Below are 16,609 nucleotides of genomic sequence, written 5' to 3'. Positions count from 1 at the left end.
CGCGCCGACATCGAGCCGCCTCTCCAGGAGATATCCATGATTGTTGAAATTGCCGAACTGAGGGTCGATCCCGCCAGGCACGAGGAATTCGGCCAGGCCCTGACCCAGGCCGTGGCCGACGTGCTGTCCAAGGCCGGTGGATACCGTGGGCACAGCATTCTTGCCTGCATGGAAACACCCGGCCGCTACGTGCTGCAGGTGAACTGGGAGACCCTGGAAGACCACACCGTGGGCTTTCGCGAGTCACCCGCCTTCGCGCAGTGGCGCGCCATCATCGGCCCGTACTTTGCGCAGGCACCGCATGTGGAGCATTTCGTGGTGAGGGATGCGCGGGCGAACTGAGCCTGGCATCTGCGGCCGCGCCGCCTGCCCGTCGTGGGCGTGGCGGGCGTGGCAGGCGCTGGGGGCGGGCGTGCGTTGGCTTGCGCAGCGCACCTGGCCCGTGCGAGCAAAGGCTGCGCACGCACTCAGCCCAGCTTGTGCCGTGTCCTGAGCAGTCCCACGCCCAGCGCGATGAAGGTGCCGCCCACGATGCGGTTGAACAGCTTGGCGTGCGCCACCAGGTGGCCCTTGATCAGGGAGATGAGCAGCACGTAGCAGGCGTGCGAGATCAGGGCACAGACCGCGAAGGTGGTGGTCAGCACCAGGTACTGCGTGAGCAGCGGCTCGCCCGGGACGACAAACTGGGGAAACAGCGCCGAGAAGAACAGGATGGCCTTGGGATTGGTCAGCGACACGCCCATGCCCTGGGCCACCAGTTGCCAGTTCTTGCGCTCGCGCCGCTGGGTGGGGGGCAGGCCCGCATCGCTGCCCAGCAAGCCGTCCTTGCTGCGCCAGCGCTTGACGCCCAGCCAGATCAGGTACATGGCGCCCGCCACCTTCATGGCCAGAAATGCATGGGCCGACATGGCGAGGATGGTTCCCATGCCGATCATCGCCAGCCCGGACACCACAAAGATGCCGACCGAGCTGCCCAGCGAGCTCAGTGCCGTTCGCCTTGCGCCCACGTCCACCGAGTTGGAGATGGCCAGCAACACGGCGGGGCCGGGGGTGAAGCACATCAGCAGCGAGACGCCGCAGAAAACAAGCCAGTGGGCGATGGTCATGATCGGGGGGAGGTCGGTGGGGGAAGACAGCCAACATTCTCGTGCAATTGGGGGGTCTTCGCGGCCTTGGCGTTGCCAATGGCACCGGCCCGTGCAAACAGCTGCATGGCCCAGCCCGCGCAGGCCGCCGCACAAGCCCAGACCAGCCCCCAGCCCTGGGCCGACAGCAGATGCGGTATGGCCAGGGGCACCAGAAAGCAGACCGCGAACACGGAGGTATTGGCCATGCCCAGCGCCGTGCCCGCGCGGGCCGCACCGGCCAGCCCGGCCAGCTGCGTGTAGGCCACGCCATGCCAGGCGGACACGCAGATGCCGCAGATGCCCAGCATCACCATGAGAGCCCCACCCATCGCAGCAGACCCGGCCGGGTGGCCGGCCCAGCTCAGAACCGCAAGGCCCGTGAACAGCGCCAGGGTGAGCTGGCAGCAGGCGCGCAGAAAGGCGGGCCTGTTCCGGTGCCTGTCGGTCCAGCGGCCGCTCCAGATCCGCAAGGCCATGGAAGCCAGTTGCACGACCGACATGAGGGCCGCTGCCGCGCCCAGCCCCAACTGGGCATGGTCATGCAGGAACACCGTACCGAAGGACAGCACGGCGAACTGCGGGGCGCACAGGATGCCGATGCCGGCGGCCATGCGCCAGGCCTGCAGATCGCGCAATGGTCCGGACGTGGTGGTTGCGGCGTGGTGCGGCGCGGCGGCCTTGCTTTGAAGCGGTGACTGCGGCGGCTCCTGAATCCACAGCGCGGCGAATGCGGCAGCCCCAAGGCACAGCGCAGCCAGCACGCCATAGACGGCGGCAAAGCCTGCATGCGTGGCCAGGCCGGTCAGCAAGGGTGCGCCGATGGCGCCGCCCAGCGGCACGGCGGTCTGGCGGATGCTCATGGCCAGGCCGCGCTCGCCTTCGGCAAACCAGCCCATGACTGCCCGGCCGCTGGCACCGTTCACGCTGCCGCCCAGCAGCCCCACCAGCACCAGGCCGCCAGCCAGCAAGCCAAACGGAGGGACATGGGCCGGCGATGGCGAAGCCCATAGCGCCATGGCCGCCAGGGCCACGGCCGTGCCGCACAGGCCGAGCAGCAGCACCGGCCGGTCACCCCAGCGGTCCGTCAGCAATCCCCAGGGCAATTCACTGAGCGCAATGCCCAGGCCCATCAGCCCCAGCGCCAGGCCCAGCGTCCGGGTGTCCAGCTGGTAGCCCGAACGCATGAGGATGGCCGTCATGGGAATCCCGCTGAAAGCCACGGAAAACGCGGCATTGGCGATGACGCCTGCCGCCAGCACCTTCCATCGGTGGCGTGGCGGGGAGGACAAGGGCAGGGGGCCCGGATCGGCGCCGGGTGCAGGAGAAGAGGAGGTCATGGGCGGCAGTATGTTGGGCCTCGACCATCCTGATAATCACATAATTTCGTATCTACAATCCATTTTTTCAGCACGATTGGGGGCTTGGCAATGACACGCGTTCTCTATGACCTGGATGTGCTGCGCACCTTTTGCACCGGCGTCGAACTGGGCAGCTTTGCCCGGGCGGCGGACCGGCTGGGCCGCTCCACATCCGCCGTCAGTGCCCAGCTCAAGAAGCTGGAGTCCCAATGCGGCACGCCCTTGCTGCGCAAGTCCGGCCGGGGGCTGGTGCTGACGGAGGCGGGGGAAACCTTGCGCGGCTACGCGCTGCGCCTGCTGGAGCTCAACGACCGCGCCGTGGCGGCCGTGCGCGGCAGCGAACTGCGTGGCCTGGTGCGCCTGGGCCTGCAGGAAGACCTGGGCGAAAGCGTGCTGCCCCATGTGCTGGGGCAGTTCGCACGGGCCCACCCGCACGTGCTCATCGAGGCCAGCGTGGCCCGCAGCGATGAACTGCGCGAACGCATGGCCCTGGGCCAGTTCGACCTGGCGCTGCTATGGGATGTGGGCATGAACCATGCCTGCGTGCATGGCGAGCACATCATGCGGCTTCCGCTTCAGTGGATTGGCCCGGCATCGCTGGATGCGGCCGAGGCCGGCTGGGCGCGCGGCCTCAACGGCGGGGCGCAGGGCGATGAGGCGCTGCCCCTGGCCATGCTTGAGGCGCCTTGCCCCCTGCGGGACATCGTGACGGCCGCCCTGGACAAAAAGGGCCTGGCCTGGCGGCACGCCTTCAACAGCGCCAGCCTGACCGCCGTCTGGGCCGCCACGGCGGCCGGCCTGGGCCTGTCCGTGCGCACGCCGTTCGGCCTGCCCGTCCACGTCAGGCCGCTGGATGCACAGGCCCTTGGCCTGCCGGCCCTGCCGTCCATGGACCTGATCCTGGGCCGCGCCGCGCTGGATGCCCCGGAGCCCGTGGACCGCCTTGCGCGCATCCTGGTCGATGCCGTGCGCGAGCATGTGCGCAGGCAGGAAATCGCAATTTGAATTTATTTCTTCGTGATCAGGCCACTGAAATATTCATTCAGGTCACGAAAATCCTTCACCGTCCAGGCATGGGGCGGTACTTTCACGCCGTTTTCGCGCAAGGTCCTGGGAATCAAATCTCCATTCGGGCGAAGAATGACGGACGAGACAATCACGCCCGGATAATCATGCAGCCTTTTTCTGAAGGCGGCGGTCGTCAGGTCGGGCGTGGGAGGGTTGCTCTTGTTGGCCAGCGGGCCCGTGCCCCTGGCGTCTGCCCCGTGGCACATGGCGCATCTCGATGAATAGAGCTGCTTCCCATTGCTGTTGTCCGCAAAGCAGGGCGATGCCTGAATGGCCAACGATATTCCCAATGAAGCGGCGAGGAGTATTTTCATTTGCTCGTGGATTTTTTGTATGAATCTGATCCGCCGCGATCATATTGCCTTCCACGGCCACTCTGGGCGCTTGCCTGGCTGCCAGCCATGCGCCCACGAAAAAGCCCTGCAGTGCAGGGCTTGTGAAGCTTGTGAATGAGGCGAGAGGGCGCGCCTGGCTTACTTCTTCGCGTATTCGAACTTGGGCAGTGCCTTCAGCGCGTCCTTGGTGGCGCCGGGCAGGGTGATCTTGTTGTTTTCCACGCGGAACTGGTTCACGGGAATGGCCACGTCATGCTTGCCCATGCCCAGGAAGCCGCCTGCGCCGATGATGGCGTACGACACGGCCTTGTCGGGTGCGACGATCACATCGTCGATCTTGCCCACGGCCTTGCCTTCCTCGTTGTAGACGCTCTTGCCCAGCACGGACTTCTTCAGGCTCCAGCCCGTGGCCACGGCCTGGACTTCAGTGGCCGCCACGCCCAGCGTGGTGGTGCCCGCCACGGGCTGGGCCCAGCTGGTGGAGGCTGCGCCTGCGATCAGTGCGGCAGCGATCAAACCCATCTTCAGCGTCTTGTGACCTGTCATAGAGAACTCCTGGAAAACAAAATTTGAAGCCCTCATTAGGAGCGCTGCCCAAGCGCACGGAGATCGGAAAAGCAAGCAAAGGCCTGTCAGCCAATCGAGCGGCGCGGCGAGGAGCCTGCCTACAAGCTCCCGCAACCGTGCGCTGGCGGGGTGCAGGCTCCCAATCAGATGGCGCTCAGATGCTCATACAGAATCACCGAGCCGATGCCGATGAGCAGCACACCGCCAACAGCCTCCGCCCAGCGGCCCGCAATGCTGCCCAGCAGGCGGCCGACCATGACGCCCAGGGTCACCATGGCGAAGGTGGCAAAGCCGATGGCCAGGGCCACGGTGGTGATGCTCACATCCAGGAAGGCCAGGCCCACGCCCACGGCCATGGCGTCGATGCTGGTGGCGAATCCGGTGGCCACCAGCAGCCAGAAGCCGTGCCGGGCGGGCTTGGCCTCTTCTTCGCCGTCAGCGGCCTTGAGGGCGCCCAGCAGCATGCGGCCGCCCAGAACCAGCAGCAGCACGAAGGCAATCCAGTGGTCCCATGCCTTGACGTAGTCGGAAGCCGCATAGCCCAGCGCCCAGCCGGCCAGCGGCGTCAGGGCTTCGATGACGCCGAAGATGGCGCCTGTGCGCAGGGCTTCGGACCAACGGGGTTTGAGCAGGGCGGAGCCCTTGCCCACGGCAGCGGCAAAGGCGTCGGTGGACATGGCAAAGGCCAGGAGCAGGATGGATGCGGCGTTCATCTGGGAGGGGTTCTTCACGGCCGGGCAAGCGCACAACGGCACTTCACCGCTGCCCGACCTTGTGACCTGTGTCGCGGTGAAATGCCGATGGTCTCGCCAACCGAAGAACGGATGCCTGCGCCACAGCATGCAGGATGCCGAGTGTGTTGACGCAGGCGCTTGCAGGTTGCAAGCAGGCTACTCCCCAAGGGATGCGTGATTCTAGGAGCGCAGGGCGTGATCGGGGCCTATGCCCCCATCGGCATGCGGCTCTCTGGAAATGATTCGTATCTTCGTGGCTGCCGCTATTTTCCGTTGGCGTACCGATTGCGCTCTTCAACGAATTTCCTGATTTCCGACGCTTCAATGGGCCTGCTGAAATAGTAGCCCTGTATTTCATCGAAACCCAGGGAAACCAGTAAATCAAAGACTTCGGCGCTGTCAACGCCCTCTGCCACCAGGCGATAGCCAAGATCCGAGGCCATGGTCATGATGGATTTCAATACGGACAGGGCCCGGTCATTGGTATCGATGTCGCAGACCATGGACCGGTCTATCTTCAATATCTCGGCAGGCAGATTCTTGAGCGATGCAAGATTGGAATATGCGGCGCCAAAATCATCCAGTGCAACCTTGATGCCGAGTTTCCTGATCTGTTGAAGCGCCTGAACCGTGCCATGGCCTGTCAGCACATCGCTTTCTGTGCACTCGATCACGATGTTTTTCAGCGGAACGCCGTGCTGGTTGCACATGGCGTTCAGGTAGTCCGGAAAATCGATCTCGTCCAGATTGCGCGGGGAGATGTTGATGGAGACCTGAAGATCGAGTTTCTCGGCTTTCCAGGCCGCCACCTGCGCCAGCGCCGTTTTGATCACGAACCGTGTCAGGCTGTGGATCAACGGCGTGGCTTCAACCAGAGGGATGAATTCGCTGGGCGGGATTTCTCCCATTTGTGGATGCTTCCAGCGTATGAGCGCCTCCAGCCCCTTGCAGCTGAAACTGTGGTTGTCGAATTTGGGCTGGTACACCAGCCGCAGCTGCCCATTGCCCAGCGCATGTCCGAAGTCCCGCAGGAGCCGATAGGATCGTTGCTGGAGACTGTCCTCATTCTCCTCATAGCGGTGAAACGATCGAGCGTTGTATCCGGCCTGCTGCACGCACACCATCGCCTTGCGGATGACATCGTCCACCTCGTCCTGGTTCAGGTAGAACCGCACCACGCCTGCCCTGGGTTGAAGTTCGAACCGCAGATCGGCGCTGGTGATGGGTTTTTGCAGGTACTCCAGCAATTGGTTGACCAATGCCTCCTCATCTTCTTGCCTGCCGGCGCTGATCACCCAGGCAAACCTGGCCAGGCCCACGTGGTAGACGGTTGCGTGCGGCCCCGTCATGTCCGTGACTGCCTTGGCAATGTCACGCATGAGCTGCTCGACATAGTTCAAGCCCAGCGCATTGCTCATTTCCAGCAGGCTGGCGTGGTTGAGCACCTCCATCAATACCAGGCCGCGTGCCGATCCCGGGGCCAGAATGCAAAGGCTCTTCAGGTCCAGCTTGAGTTGCGTGCGATTTGGCAGGCCCGTGACTTCGTTTATTTTTCCAATTCTGTGATGGTAGTGAAGTTGAGCCTGAACGATGGCGGCCATGGCTTGCAGTTGCTGGCCTTGCTCTTCGGAGAATGTCCTGGGCTGGGTATCGATGATGCACAGGCTGCCGATGGCGTGGCCGGATTCCATTATCAAAGGCACACCTGCATAGAACCTGATATTGGGCTTGTGGGTGACCAGGGGATTTTCAGAAAATCTGCTGTCCAGGTGCGTATCGGGAATCACCATGATTCCTTCGTTTCTGATGGTGTGGTCACAGAAGGCATCCGTGCGAAGGCTGCCATCCATATCCACACCCACCGGTGCCTTGAACCATTGCCTGTGCTCGTCCAGAACCGTGATGATGGCAATCGGAGCCATGAACATGCGGCTGGTGAGCTCGGTGATGCGCTGAAATTCCTTTCTGGCATTCAGGTCCAGGATTTCAGCGGTCTGCAGTCCGAGCAGTTGCTCTTTCTCGGATTCGGTAGTCCAACGGGTAAGCATCGATTTCCTGCCTCAGTGAACCCATACTATAAAACTGCCGCGCCTTTGGGGGCAAAGGAATTACTGGGCGTCCAGCAGCGGTAAAAGCTCCTGCAGTTTTTCCAGTGCGCCTGGGCCTTGAAGCTCGGAGATGGTACCCAGCGGCTCCGTGTCTTCCACGATCACATAGGCCATGGACCACTTGGCAAAACGCCTTTGATCAAGGCGTGCCTGCGGAAACAGGGGCGTGAAGTTGATGTGTCTTTCATCGCGCGAGATGGACTCCACCAGCAGCGCCAGTTGCTCTGGCGGCCCTTCGACATACTGGAAGAAGCGTTCACCGTCGAAAACCAGCATGCCCGTGATCCCGGCCGACCAGTTGAAGGTGCGCGCCGCCTTGATGATCGCCGCGATGCATGTGGTGTCAGCCCCTGGGGCCAGCTGGCTGTGATAAAGGAAACATTCGAGAGAATTTTCTTGCATACCCTCCGCCTTTCTGAGTTGTTGGGCGGCGATGGTATGCGTTGCGCGAGGGGGGGTCACGTAGGTGCGCAACCCGTTGTTGCATATGTAACCATACTGCTTGCGCCCTGGGCCTGGGCGGCTGCGGGGCCCAAGGACAACAAGCCCCCACAAGCGCTGGCGGGCAGGGCTTGCGGGAGCTTGTGCAAGAGGAGCAGGGTGCTCCAGGCCTGGATTGACGTGGCCGGCCTCACAGGCGCGGCATCGCCTTCATTGCTGCTGCTTTTGCGGCAAGGGCTGGCCTATCTGTCGCTGGTTGGCCTTGGTCTGCTGCTGGGTGTAGTTGCCATCGCTGATGGGCTGGCCCATCTGCATGGGGACATACGAACGGTGATGGGACCCTGCCATGGGAATGAGCTGCTTCATGGGGAGAACTCCTGATCCGGCGGGTGGCGGCTGGGGCCGATGTGCCGGTCCTTAGGGGTTGCGGGAGGAATGCAGCAAGTGTGTGGCGCGCCGTGAAATCCGGGTGTAGGAAAGATCGGAAGCCGTGTAGTCAAGCCTGCGCAAATGCAAGAAAGCGCTGACCTGCACGAAGGGGAAGGGCTCCCCTTGGCACAGATCAGCGCTGTACAGGCCGCGCCTTGTTTGTCAGAACTTCAGGCTGTCACTGCCTTCGGCGCGCAGCGTCTTGGCGTCGAAGTCCACCGAAAAATGGTCGCTGGGCTTGCCAGAGCCCAGGCCCTTGAGGATGGAGAACACCTGCTTGAAGCTGTACTGGAATGGCTGGCCCGCGGGCGTGCTGTCGGCCAGCTTGTCGCCTGTTTTCTGGGGCGCCGAGGTCAGGGCAGGGAAGGCGCTCATCAGCAGGCGGTACTGGTCCACGCGCTGCTTGCCCATGTCGTTCAGCGACAGGCCGCCCGCGTAGACGGTGCGGTGGAAGTCGCCGTAGAAGGTATAGGCCGACACATTGGCCAGCGCGCTGAAGTCCACGCCCGCGGCCTGGGCCTTGGCGCGGGCGGCGTTCTCGGCCACGCTCCAGTCGGCGGCCCACTGCGCGGCATTGCCGGCCACTGGGCTGCCTTGCAGGCAGCCGGCGCTGGGCTTGAACGGCACGGCAACGCCTTGCGCGGCCAGGCCGGCGAGCTGGGCGTAGGTGACCTTGGTGTCCAGCTGGGCCATGGTCAGCATCTGCTGCAGGTTGAGCTGGCTGACCAGGTCCTTCATGTCGCAGGCCCAGTACTCGTCCAGGAAGCGCAGGCGCGACAGCTCGCCGAAGTAGCGGCTGGTGAAGTCACCATAGCTGGTGCTGGACAGAATGGCCTTGTCCCAGCGGCGCTTGGCGTCCTCGGGCTTGCTGCTGCCTTCCACGTACTTCCATTCCATCTCGTACAGCGGAAAGAGCTCGTTGAAGCGCGGCACGTTGTTCAGCGCCACGGTCTGCACGTCCACCTTGCGCGGCGTGTCGAAGCGCACGATCTTGTAGGCCGCGCCGTAGACGGCCAGCGACGGCGACTGCACGTTCACCAGGTACTTGCCGCTCTTGCTCAGGTAGTCGTTGGTGCCGTTGAAGTGCATGTGGCCGCCGATGTGCAGCGGCAGGCCCGTGGCGGCCACCGCCTCGGCCGTGGCCTGCTCGGGCACGCGCGCCGTCTGGAAGGCGCCGGGCTTGAAGGCGGCCTTGATGGCATCGGTCTGGTTGGCGTAGAAGTCCATGGTCGGGTAGTGCGAGAAGGCCACCAGCTGCTTGCCCTGGGCCTTGGCGCGCGCGCTCACCGATTCGATCCACGCCATCACGCTCTTCTTGTGCGTGGTCATCTTGTTCCAGCCTGCATTGCCGGCGCCGGTGAAGCCCTTGGGCGAGTTGGGCTTGGCGGGGTCCAGCTTGTCCGGCACGAAGACGTTGGCGTCCACCGACAGCAGCCACAGGCCCTTGACGGGCTCGACCAGGTAGCTCACATCGGCAATGCTGGTGCAATTGGTGTAGCCGGCCTGCTTGAACCTGCCGCCTTCGCCTTCCTTGCAGATCTCGTAGCTGCGCTGGCCCAGCTGGGCCTGTCTGGCGGCCTCGGCATAGCTGTACTTGTCCTGCGCGTAGGTGCTGTAGGGGGTCTCCCAGTACACGTCCTTCTCATTGGGCATCAGGCCGTAGGGGGCCAGGTCGCGCAGCAGCGAGGCATAGCCTTGCTCCATCAACTGGTCGGTACAGACCACGTTGGCTTCGGCGTTCAGGCAGCCCTGGTAGTTCTTGGCGTAGACCTTGACCGTGCTGCCGTTGGCGGCCATGAAGTCGTCCTTGCCCTTTTCGTCATCGTCGTAGGGGGCGACAGGGTCATGGTTGCCGGGCGCGATGAAAAAGCGCATGCCCTTTTTCTCGTACTCGGCCAGCACGGCGCGAAAGCCGTTCACGTTCAGCGGCTGGCCGTCGTCGGAGAAGTCGCCGGGAAAGGCCACCAGCTTCACGCCCTTGGCCAGCGAATCGTCCAGCGCGGCGCGGAAGGCGAAGTAGTTCTCGTTGAACAGCCGCGTGGAAGTCAGCTGCGCATACATGGTGCGGATGGTGGCGAACATGCCGTTGGCCGTGGGCACGCCCTTGAAACTGCTGTTCTTGAGGTCGCCGTACACATCCTGGAAGTGCACATCGGCCATGAAGGCCACGGCCTGGCTGTTCGTTCCCCCATCTGCCCTATCGCCATCGCTGCCACCACAACCCGCCAGGGCCAGCGCTGCGGCACCGGCCACCATTCCCAATTTCCAGACTTGCATTCTTCGTGTTGCGCGGGGCGCTCTGATTGACAAAGTCCGGCATTGTCTGCAGCCCATGTTTCATGGGTGTGACAGGGCAACCCAGCCAGGCGTGGTAGACGGCGTCCGGCTTTTGCAGGGGGAGGGCGCGCAGCGGGCACGCCGATTGCTACGTATCCATGGCCTGCAACCACAGGCGGAGAGTGCCCATGAATTCCATGAATCACCCCTTGCTGAGGCTGGCCGATTCAACCTCGGCCCTCAGGCCCGGCAAGTACACGGACCACCGCACGTCGGCCGTCTTGCCGCAGCTGCGCAGAATCGGCGTGTTCCGCGCGCGCCGCTTTGGGGATCTGCTGTGCGCCACGCCCGTTCTGCGTGCATTGGCTGCGGCCTGGCCCAAGGCACGCATCACCCTGGTGGGGCTGCCCGAGGCCGAAGGCCTGGCGCAAAGGCTGTCTTCGGTCGATGACTTCGAGCTGTTTCCCGGCTGGCCCGGTCTGCCCGGCGTGCCCTCGGCCAAGGCCGATGAATACAGCTTCTTCCAGCGCCGCATGCGTTCGCGCCGCTTTGACCTGGTGGTGCAGCTGCACGACTCGGGCCGCAACACCAATGCCCTGGTCGCCAACTTTGGCGCGCGCCGCAACGCGGGCTTTGCGGACCCCGATGACTGGGTGCCCGAGGCGGATGCGCTGCGCTTTGTGCCCTGGCCCGGGCAGGGCAGCGAAGTGCTGGGCCTGCTGGCCCTGACCGACTACATGGGCCTGCCGCGCCGCGGCCTCAAGCTGGACCTGCCGTTGAATGCCGATGACCGCGCCCGCGTCCGCCCGCTGCTGCCCGCAAGCCGCCGCTACGCCATCGTGCACCCGGGCGCGCGGCTGGCTGTGCGCCGCTGGTCCGCCAGCGGCTTCGCAGCCGTGGCCGACCGGCTGGCACAGGCGGGGCTGGAAGTGCTGCTCACCGGCAGCGAGGACGAGCGCTCCCTGGTGGCATCGGTGGCCGCGCAAATGCGCCACCCCGCGCTGGACCTGAGCGGCCGCACCGACATCTGGATGCTGGGCGCGGCGCTGGCATCGGCCAGCGTGGCCGTGTGCAACAACACCACCGTCTCCATGATGGCTGCTGCCCTGGGCACGCGCAGCGTGGTCGCCTCGCAAGCCGGCGAAGTGGACCGGGGCCCGCCGCTGGACCCGCAGCGCCACCGGGTCTTCACCCCCGGCAGCAATGCGCATGCCGCCGAAGTGCTGGCGCAAGCAGCGCTGGCGCTGGCGGATGAAGAGCTGGCGTGAGGCGTGCCCAGGGCCAGGGCACCCTCGGCGCCCTCGGCGCCCTCAGTGCGGCCGCCCGGGCGCAAGCGGGACCAGTTCCATCCGGTCCCGTCCCTTGCGCTTGGAGGTGTAGAGGGCTTCGTCGGCCTGCTTGAGCCAGTGGGACAGCTCCACCCCGGGCTGGTCGAACAAGGTGGCACCGATGCTCAGCGACACCGGTTCCGGCGTCTCGAACAGGGTCCGCGCCTGCTGCGCGAAGGCCTCGCGCAAGTCCTGGCCCAGCGCCTGCGCTGCCGCGTGGTCGACGCTGCGCAGCACGATCACGAACTCGTCCCCGCCCAGCCGTGCGGCCAGTGCGCCGCGCGGCAGCGCGCTGCGGATGAGGTCGCTCAGCGTCAGCAGCAGGCGGTCGCCGGCATCGTGGCCGTGCAGGTCGTTGACCTGCTTGAAGTGGTCGATATCGATCAGCAGCAGGGCGCAGGGGCTGGCCGGTGAGGCCTGCTCCAGCAGCTGGGGTGCGCGCAGATAGAGCGCGCGGCGGTTGTCCAGGGCGGTGAGCGGGTCGCGGGCGGCGATCTGCGCGATGCGTTCCTCGCGGCGATGGCGCTCCGTGCCGGTCATGGACATGGCGAGCAGCATGATCGCCATCACGCCTTCCACCAGCGAGACCAGGATCACCGTGCCGTGGAAATTGGCCAGGTTGATGAAGGTGTCCAGCGCCACGGCCGAGGCGGCCTTGGCGAAATAGAACAGGCCGTGGGCCAGCAGAACGAAGCGCAGCTGCGCCGCGCCCACGCCCAGCGTGCCGCCGTGCGGGCGCAGCAGCAGGCCGGCGCGCAGGCTGATGATGGCGATCAGCAGCGACTGGATGCCCAGCATTGCCCTGGACCACCACGGTCCGCTGGGCATGAACAGCATTGCCAGCCAGACGACGGCCACCAGCCACCACAGGCGCGGCAGCCGGGTGTGCGTGAACGCGGCAACGCCGGCCAGGAACAGCCAGTGCGCGCAGATCAGCAAGCCGTTGGGAAACCAGATGCCCAGCAGCACATGGCCGCTGGAGCGCAGCAGGGCCAGCACACAGCCCACGGCGATGATGGCAAACCCCCCGCTCCACAGCAGCAGCGAGCGTTCGCGCACGCTGCCCCATTCCGCAGCCAGATACAGCGCCGAGGCGGCGGCCATGGCCGTGGTGAGAACGAGCAGGGTGAAGGGATCGAGAACCATGGACGATGAAGATATCGGCGCAGGCAGGCCCCGTGCAATAGCTGCCAGGCAAGGCGCAATGCGGCGCAGGTCGGGGCCGTCGCATTGAAATGGAGCGGAGCGCGCGGGCCGAATTGTCGCAGGATGCGGGCCTTCAGGCCCTGGCTGCGCGGCAGTCCGTTGGGTGGAAGTCACGGATCGGGCGGCCCGTGAACGGGAGCCCGTTGCCTGATTTCCGGCCTGATTTCCGTGATGCAGCCGCCGTGGCGCTGGTCAGCGCGGATGCGGCTGGAGTCTTGAGCAGCCCGCCACAGCGGAGCACCGAGGGAGCGGTGACCGGGAAGCCGGCTGTCAGATGGCCGCTGCGTGCAGGCGGGTATTGAAAAGCGGCCCTTGCGTGAAGGCGGCCAGACGCTTGGCCAGCCACAGCACGGCCAGGTCCACCAGGGGCTCCACCAGCACCACGCACATGTAGGCGGCACCAAAGCTTGCGACCTCGGTCATGGTGGCCAGGCTGGCGCCATGGCCGTAGATGGCCCAGAAGGCGACCCACAGCACGATGCCGCCCTGATAGGTGGTGGACAGGGCCAGGGCCTGCCGGTAGCTGATGTCCACATAGGCCGTGCCGGCCGGAATCAGCCGGCGCGCCAGCTGGCTCACTGCATACAGCGGCACCAGCAAGGTGGTGACGTTCATGCCGTACTGCGGCAGGTCGAAGGGTGCAAAGAACAGGCCCTGGACCAGCAGGCCGCACGCCAGGCCAATGGCCGCAGCACCCGCGCCGAACATCAGCAGCAAGGTCGAGCCCAGAATCAGATGGACCTCGGATACGCCGACCGGCTCGTGCGGAAACACCTCGAAGAAGCTGAACACCAGCGCGGTGGTGATCACGCTGCGCACCAGCAGCGCGAGCGCGCCGCCGTTGTCGCGCAGGCTTTGCCGTGCCAGGGCGGCGGTCAGGCCGAAGGCCGCTGCGGCAGTGACGTAACTGAGGGCGATTTTCTCGGGGCTGACGACGCCGGGTTCGATGTGCATGGAAGGTCCTGAACAGGCAAGGTCCGTTGGAGAGCCGGCGGGCACCGACTGCGCAACGGCAAAGGCACCGAGCATAGCCGGGGACGGTGTGCTGCGCCATGTTCATTTCACGCTGTAGCCACGCTGCCGCACTTCGGATAGCCATCGGTTTCACGCCGGGCTCTCGGCCGCTTTTTCGCATGGCCAGGAATCGCTGTGCTGTTCCGCGCAGATCTCCCGTACGCACCCGCGCAGCCACCGGTGCGCCGGATCGGCATGCAGCCTCGGGTGCCACAGGAGTGAAACCGTGATCTCCGGCACAGGGACCGGGAGGGGGAAGCCGTGCATTCCGGCACGCAGGTTTCCCGTGTGCCGTTCGGGAACACTGGCGATCAGGTCGGAGGCCCGGGCCAAGGCCAGCGCCGCTGAAAAGCCGCCAACGATCGCAACGATCTGCCGTTGCAGGTCGAGAGAACCCAAGGCTTCATCGATGGGCCCCTTGTCCTGCCCTCGCCGGGACACCAGGATATGCCTGCCGGCCGCATAGCGCGCGGGCGTGATCTCGCCCTGGCTCAGCGGGTGCCCCATTCGCACGACGCCAATGAAACGGTCTCGGAACAACGCCTGCGCACGCACCTCCGGACCTATCGTGCTCCCGACAACGCCGGTCTCCAGATCGACCGTGCCGTCGCGAAGCGGGCCGCTCCCTTTGTTTGACTTCTGCACAAAGCAAAGGCGAACGCCAGGCGCTTGCTCGCCGACGCGGGCAATCAGGTCCGGTCCGAAATTCTCCACAAAGCCTTCGCTGGTCCGCAGTGTGAACGTTCGGACCAGCTGCTGGAGGTTGGGCTGCTCGGCAGGGCGCAGAACCGCTTCCGTGTCTTGCACGAGCTGGCTGACCCGCTCGCGGAGTTCGAGCGCCCGAGGTGTGGGAACGAGGCCGCGACCGGCCCGGACCAGCAGCGGATCGCCCGTCGTCTCCCGCAAACGCGCCAACGCCCGGCTCATCGCTGACGGGCTCAGCCGCAACCGTTGGGCGGCGCGCGCCACGTTGCCTTCCGCAAGCAATACATCCAGGGTGACAAGCAGGTTGAGATCGGGTCTTGACATGGATCGACCGTAGCACGGCGTGTGGTGACATGGCGCCACACGCACGAATAAAGTGAAAGTGGTGCGCCTTCCGCCATGCCGGGCAGGGAACTACGCTTCCGATAGCTCAATTTCGGGAGTCACCAACGATGAAAATCACACCAGAATCAGCCACGACAGCAAGAGCTGGGATAGCCGCTGGCAGTGCAGAGCAGACGCCGTCGATTCGGTGGGTGCTTGCCAGCCTTTCGCTATCCATGTTGCTGTCATCGCTGGGCACCAGCATCGCCAATGTGGGGTTGCCGACCTTGGCTCAGGCGTTCGGCGCCTCTTTCCAGCAGGTCCAGTGGGTCGTCCTTGCCTATCTGCTGGTCATCACCGCCCTGATCGTCAGCGTCGGACGGCTCGGCGACGTCATGGGCCGCCGACGGCTGCTGCTGGTCGGCATCTTCCTGTTCACGCTGGCCTCGGTCCTTTGCGGCCTGGCGCCCACGCTCCGGCTGCTGATTGCCGCCCGGGCGGTGCAGGGTCTTGGCGCGGCCATCATGATGGCCCTCACCATGGCGTTTGTCGCCGGGACGGTGCCGAAGGAAAGGACCGGCAGCGCCATGGGACTGCTCGGAACGATGTCCGCAATGGGCACCGCTCTCGGTCCATCGCTGGGCGGCGTTCTGATCGCCGGACTCGGTTGGCAGGCGATCTTTCTCGTCAACGTACCGCTGGGTATCGTGGCATGGGTTCTCGCGCACCGTTACCTGCCCGCCGATTGCCGGGGGGAGAAGACGGGGCGGGCCCGCTTCGACAATCTGGGCACCTTGCTGCTGGCTGTGACGCTTGTGGCGTACGCACTGGCCATGACGCTGGGGCGCGGAAGTTTCGGTCCGCTCAACGGGGCTCTTGCGTTGGCCACTGCCCTGGGTGCCGTGCTCTTCGTGCTTGCCGAGGCGAAAGCCGCATCGCCCTTGATTCGATTGGCGATGTTCCGTGATCCAGGCTTCAGCGCAAGCCTTGCCATGAATGCGCTCGTCTCGACGGTGATGATGTCGACGCTGGTGGTGGGGCCGTTCTACCTCGCCCGCGCGCTCGGGCTCAACGAAGCCCTTGTTGGCATCGTGATGGCGGTGGGCCCGTTGATCGCCATATTGAGCGGAGTCCCCTCTGGCCGTGCCGTCGATTGTTGGGGCGCGCCATCCATGGCCATCGTCGGGCTCATCGCCATGGCGGCGGGGGCATTTGCACTGTCCGTGCTTGCGTCGATGTTCGGCGTGGCGGGATACGTTGCTGCCATCGTCGTCCTGACCCCTGGATATCAGCTCTTCCAGGCGGCCAACAACACCGCCGTCATGGCGAATGTCCATCCAGACCAGCGCGGCGTCATCTCGGGCATGCTCAGCCTGTCGCGCAACCTCGGGCTCATCACCGGGGCATCCATGATGGGGACGGTTTTCGCGCTCGCTTCAAAGACGCCCGACATCGCAACGGCGCATCCCGAGGCCGTTGCCAACGCGATGCGGATCACGTTCGCAGTCTCGGCCGTTCTGATCGTCATTGCCCTGGCCATGGCAATGGCAGTTGCAAGCCGTGCTCTCGCGACAAGCCGTTCGTGACG

The 16,609-nt window shown here is 64.9% G+C and carries 16 protein-coding genes and 1 riboswitch; of the genes, 4 read left to right on the top strand and 12 right to left on the bottom strand.

All coding sequences use genetic code 11. The annotated features are described in order from the left end of the window. Positions 1-36: 36 nt before the first annotated feature. Positions 37-342, top strand: coding sequence for an antibiotic biosynthesis monooxygenase family protein (locus tag AC57B5_RS09720; protein ID WP_043821188.1), 306 nt, complete (start codon positions 37-39; stop codon positions 340-342). Positions 343-467: 125 nt separating this feature from the next. Here the strand turns inward: AC57B5_RS09720 and AC57B5_RS09715 are convergent, their stop codons facing one another. Together AC57B5_RS09715 and AC57B5_RS09710 are read right to left on the bottom strand one after the other, a co-directional pair. Beyond that, a complete protein-coding gene (locus AC57B5_RS09715; RefSeq protein WP_097202036.1) occupies positions 468-1,106 on the bottom strand; it encodes a LysE family translocator in 639 nt (212 codons plus the stop codon). Then, positions 1,103-2,464: an MFS transporter gene (locus AC57B5_RS09710; RefSeq protein ID WP_496399376.1), complete on the bottom strand. Its 1,362-nt coding sequence runs from the start codon at positions 2,462-2,464 to the stop codon at positions 1,103-1,105. Before AC57B5_RS09710 ends, AC57B5_RS09715 begins: the two co-directional genes overlap by 4 nt. 90 nt (positions 2,465-2,554) lie before the next feature. Between AC57B5_RS09710 and AC57B5_RS09705 the strand changes: the two genes are divergently transcribed. Next, a complete protein-coding gene (locus AC57B5_RS09705) occupies positions 2,555-3,490 on the top strand; it encodes a LysR family transcriptional regulator (protein ID WP_496399375.1) in 936 nt (311 codons plus the stop codon). A 2-nt stretch (positions 3,491-3,492) separates the two neighbouring features. Here AC57B5_RS09705 and AC57B5_RS09700 read toward each other — a convergent pair whose 3' ends face one another. The 7 genes from AC57B5_RS09700 to AC57B5_RS09670 form a co-directional block, all read right to left on the bottom strand. Next, positions 3,493-3,867, bottom strand: coding sequence for a cytochrome c (locus tag AC57B5_RS09700; RefSeq protein WP_043782271.1), 375 nt, complete (start codon positions 3,865-3,867; stop codon positions 3,493-3,495). 159 nt (positions 3,868-4,026) lie between these two features. Beyond that, positions 4,027-4,434: a PRC-barrel domain-containing protein gene (locus AC57B5_RS09695; RefSeq protein ID WP_034395775.1), complete on the bottom strand. Its 408-nt coding sequence runs from the start codon at positions 4,432-4,434 to the stop codon at positions 4,027-4,029. 164 nt (positions 4,435-4,598) lie between these two features. Further along, positions 4,599-5,168 (bottom strand): manganese efflux pump MntP, encoded by a 570-nt coding sequence (gene mntP, locus AC57B5_RS09690; protein WP_043824905.1) that lies wholly within the window; start codon positions 5,166-5,168, stop codon positions 4,599-4,601. Positions 5,169-5,184: 16 nt separating this feature from the next. Beyond that, positions 5,185-5,366: riboswitch (yybP-ykoY riboswitch) on the bottom strand. Between the two features lie 86 nt (positions 5,367-5,452). After that, on the bottom strand, positions 5,453-7,237 hold the full coding sequence (locus AC57B5_RS09685) for a putative bifunctional diguanylate cyclase/phosphodiesterase (protein WP_496399374.1): 1,785 nt from the start codon (positions 7,235-7,237) through the stop codon (positions 5,453-5,455). A gap of 60 nt (positions 7,238-7,297) precedes the next feature. Next, positions 7,298-7,699 (bottom strand): BLUF domain-containing protein, encoded by a 402-nt coding sequence (locus AC57B5_RS09680; RefSeq protein WP_034395786.1) that lies wholly within the window; start codon positions 7,697-7,699, stop codon positions 7,298-7,300. 249 nt (positions 7,700-7,948) lie between these two features. Continuing rightward, positions 7,949-8,104: a hypothetical protein gene (locus AC57B5_RS09675; RefSeq protein WP_012206197.1), complete on the bottom strand. Its 156-nt coding sequence runs from the start codon at positions 8,102-8,104 to the stop codon at positions 7,949-7,951. A gap of 225 nt (positions 8,105-8,329) precedes the next feature. Then, complete coding sequence (locus AC57B5_RS09670; RefSeq protein ID WP_496399373.1) at positions 8,330-10,444, bottom strand: metallophosphoesterase; 2,115 nt, start codon at positions 10,442-10,444, stop codon at positions 8,330-8,332. Between the two features lie 188 nt (positions 10,445-10,632). Between AC57B5_RS09670 and AC57B5_RS09665 the strand changes: the two genes are divergently transcribed. Then, on the top strand, positions 10,633-11,712 hold the full coding sequence (locus tag AC57B5_RS09665; RefSeq protein ID WP_496399372.1) for a glycosyltransferase family 9 protein: 1,080 nt from the start codon (positions 10,633-10,635) through the stop codon (positions 11,710-11,712). A gap of 42 nt (positions 11,713-11,754) precedes the next feature. Here AC57B5_RS09665 and AC57B5_RS09660 read toward each other — a convergent pair whose 3' ends face one another. The 3 genes from AC57B5_RS09660 to AC57B5_RS09650 form a co-directional block, all read right to left on the bottom strand. Then, positions 11,755-12,918, bottom strand: coding sequence for a GGDEF domain-containing protein (locus AC57B5_RS09660; protein WP_496399371.1), 1,164 nt, complete (start codon positions 12,916-12,918; stop codon positions 11,755-11,757). Positions 12,919-13,248: 330 nt separating this feature from the next. After that, on the bottom strand, positions 13,249-13,932 hold the full coding sequence (locus tag AC57B5_RS09655; RefSeq protein ID WP_034395797.1) for an energy-coupling factor ABC transporter permease: 684 nt from the start codon (positions 13,930-13,932) through the stop codon (positions 13,249-13,251). 150 nt (positions 13,933-14,082) lie between these two features. After that, positions 14,083-15,021, bottom strand: a complete 939-nt coding sequence (locus AC57B5_RS09650) for a LysR family transcriptional regulator (protein WP_496399370.1) — start codon at positions 15,019-15,021, stop codon at positions 14,083-14,085. Between the two features lie 128 nt (positions 15,022-15,149). Here AC57B5_RS09650 and AC57B5_RS09645 point away from each other — a divergent pair, with 128 nt between their 5' ends. After that, positions 15,150-16,607, top strand: a complete 1,458-nt coding sequence (locus tag AC57B5_RS09645; protein WP_496399369.1) for an MFS transporter — start codon at positions 15,150-15,152, stop codon at positions 16,605-16,607. The last annotated feature ends 2 nt before the right edge of the window (positions 16,608-16,609 follow it).

The sequence above is a fragment of the Delftia sp. BGA-UO-ETr-SB1 genome, from assembly GCF_059567865.1.
Note: the sequence above shows the minus strand (reverse complement) of the source record. Positions and strands in the feature narration are given on the sequence as shown.